The 2,175-nt window shown below is 66.0% G+C and carries 3 protein-coding genes; all 3 read left to right on the top strand.

From position 1 onward, the window contains the following. Positions 1-9 precede the first annotated feature (9 nt). Genes ABZ904_RS51105 through ABZ904_RS51095 form a run of 3 tightly spaced genes read left to right on the top strand, consistent with a single transcriptional unit; the run spans position 10 to position 2,103 of the window. Complete coding sequence (locus tag ABZ904_RS51105) at positions 10-456, top strand: MerR family transcriptional regulator (protein ID WP_361831178.1); 447 nt, start codon at positions 10-12, stop codon at positions 454-456. Further along, positions 342-1,433: a hypothetical protein gene (locus tag ABZ904_RS51100; RefSeq protein ID WP_361831181.1), complete on the top strand. Its 1,092-nt coding sequence runs from the start codon at positions 342-344 to the stop codon at positions 1,431-1,433. Before ABZ904_RS51105 ends, ABZ904_RS51100 begins: the two co-directional genes overlap by 115 nt. A 40-nt stretch (positions 1,434-1,473) precedes the next feature. After that, positions 1,474-2,103, top strand: coding sequence for a hypothetical protein (locus tag ABZ904_RS51095; RefSeq protein ID WP_361831175.1), 630 nt, complete (start codon positions 1,474-1,476; stop codon positions 2,101-2,103). The last annotated feature ends 72 nt before the right edge of the window (positions 2,104-2,175 follow it).

Here is a 2,175-nt window from a genome sequence, read left to right as displayed (position 1 = left end):
AGCGGCGATATGGCACAACTTCCAGACCGGCCAGGCGGTCAGCCGCTCACTGACCGCCTTCGATCACTGAACGTATTTGGACAGACTCGTCTAGGTGTTTCCACGGGGACACTGCGCCGCTACACCCTCGAAGGCGTGTTGGAGGACCGGCGTTCGCCTGGCGGCCGGCGGATCTTCCGTGTCGGTGACCTTGACGCGCTGTCACGGCGGAGGGGGCATCCTGCGCTGCCGCTGGTAGGTGGGGTGGTCCTGTACGGGCGTGTGTCGTCGCATCGGCAGCGGGCCGAGGGGGACTTGGACCGGCAGATGGTTCGGCTGCGTGAGGCGGCGGGGAGCGGGTCGTGGTCGGAGAGTTCACCGACGTTGCCTCGGGGCTGTCGGACAGGCGCAAGGGCCTGCGGCGTGCGCTCTCTGGCCGGTTGTACGGCTCCAGGTCAGCGAAGGCCCGTGCGCTGACGAGGGCGGTCAAGTGGACTGTTGAGAAAGGCGATTTGGTCAGGGTTGGCATGTGTACTGTTTGGATGGCGAGTTGCGAGTTGATGAAGGAGGCTTCCTTGCATCAGGGCCGCGCAACGATCGAGGAGATCCGCAAGGCACTCGGCAGCGACTGCGAGTGGATTACTCGGCGGCTACTCAAGCGGAAGGGAAAGCAGTTTCCTGCCCGGGAGGACATAGCGCGGTGGCATGAGGAACCACCAGGCTGGTTCCTGCTGGAGAAGCAGAAGCGATCCAGTGCCAAGGCCAAGGATCAGGCCGGGAAGGTTGCTATCGCCTGCCCCGGCTGCGGATTCTCGATCGAGGTCAAGCCGGCAACGGCGCGTCGCCGGAAGGATTGGGAGGGCCTGTACTGCGGGCGTGGTGCCTGCGATTACGAGCCGCCCGGCAGCGCGGGCATGGTTACCGTGATCGGCCACAACGCGGTCGGATCGTTCACCGGCTGGCGGCACGAATTCCCCAGCGACGAGCAGATCGCCTCGCTCACCAAGGCACGGGATCTTGCTGCTGCCGCGCTCGCCATCCAACCTGGCAGCCCCGTCCAGGCCACCATCAACAACCTGGTCGCTCCCGCCGGCACAGGGAATCACCTGGTGACCTTCAGCAATGGCTGGAGCACCGGTGTGACCATCGGCAAGGACGGCTCCGTCGAGATCGAAAACCCTATGGTTGTTGCCGGACTGCACCGCATGGTCCACGACGGAGACGAACTGGGCATCACCGTCCGCACCTTCACTCACGCGATCTCGCACACGGCTCCGAACGGGACGAAGATCCTCGTCAAGGAGCTGCGTTGCTGGTACCTGGTGGACGGCACATTCCACCCGTTCACCGAGGAACAGACCTTGGAGGCTCACTGCGTCGACCACGAGACCGGAGAACCGATCCCGCCCGAGCAGGGTGTCCGCTACCTCGACGCCTATCCCGTAGACAACTGACACCGATCCCCGACAAGACACCGCAGGGAGGGCCGCGAGCATGCCGCGACGTCGTAAGAAGAAGCGCGAGCTGCGCACGCTCGCGGCCCCCTTCACCATCGCCGCACCGACCGGCGCCCGTATCCGGGACCGGCTGTGCGTCACCACCGAAGAGGCCGAGGTTCTGTGGCTCGTCGGTGAGCATCTCGGGCACCACCAGCGGGCCGACCTCGCCGAGCGCGTATCGGTCGGCAGGGTGAAGGCGAAGGACAACCAGCGCGCTGCCCGGAAGAAGAACCTCACCGCTGTGTCGTCGTCCCGCTGGGCGGGGGCGATGACCCGCGCCTCGCAGGACCAGTACCAGCTCAGCATGCGCGTCCTGTTCGATGAGCGCGCTTGCCTGCGCCACGCTATCCGCACGATCTCCCGCCGCCTTGCCGCGCCGTGCGGCAAGCACGCGGGCAAGACGCGGGGCTACGCCGACCAGGCAGAGCGCTACGAGAAGCAGCGCCGGTTGCAGATCCTCACCGCCCGGCTAGCGGTCGTGCAGGCCCGTATCGAATCCGGGCGCCCGTCGATCGTGGTGGGTGGCCGCCGTCTGGCGAAGCTGCGACACAACCTGGAGAAGGCCGAACTTACCGTCGAGGAGTGGCGGCAGCGGTGGGAGGCTAACGGGTTGCCCCGCGATTGATCTTGGTCACGTACGGGGACATGGAGAAGGCCGCGCGAGTTGTCTGGTGTGTGAAGATCAAACTGGCCCGCG

Source organism: Streptomyces sp. NPDC046900 (assembly GCF_040644975.1).
GTDB lineage: Bacteria > Actinomycetota > Actinomycetes > Streptomycetales > Streptomycetaceae > Streptomyces.
The sequence above is the reverse complement of the archived record's forward strand: the minus strand, read 5'-3'. Positions and strand labels throughout refer to the sequence as shown.

Coding starts and splice junctions, on each gene's coding strand:
- ABZ904_RS51095 (WP_361831175.1), top strand. CDS start 1,474: ATGCCGCGACGTCGTAAGAAGAAGCGCGAGCTGCGCACGCTCGCGGCC.
- ABZ904_RS51105 (WP_361831178.1), top strand. CDS start 10: ATGGCACAACTTCCAGACCGGCCAGGCGGTCAGCCGCTCACTGACCGC.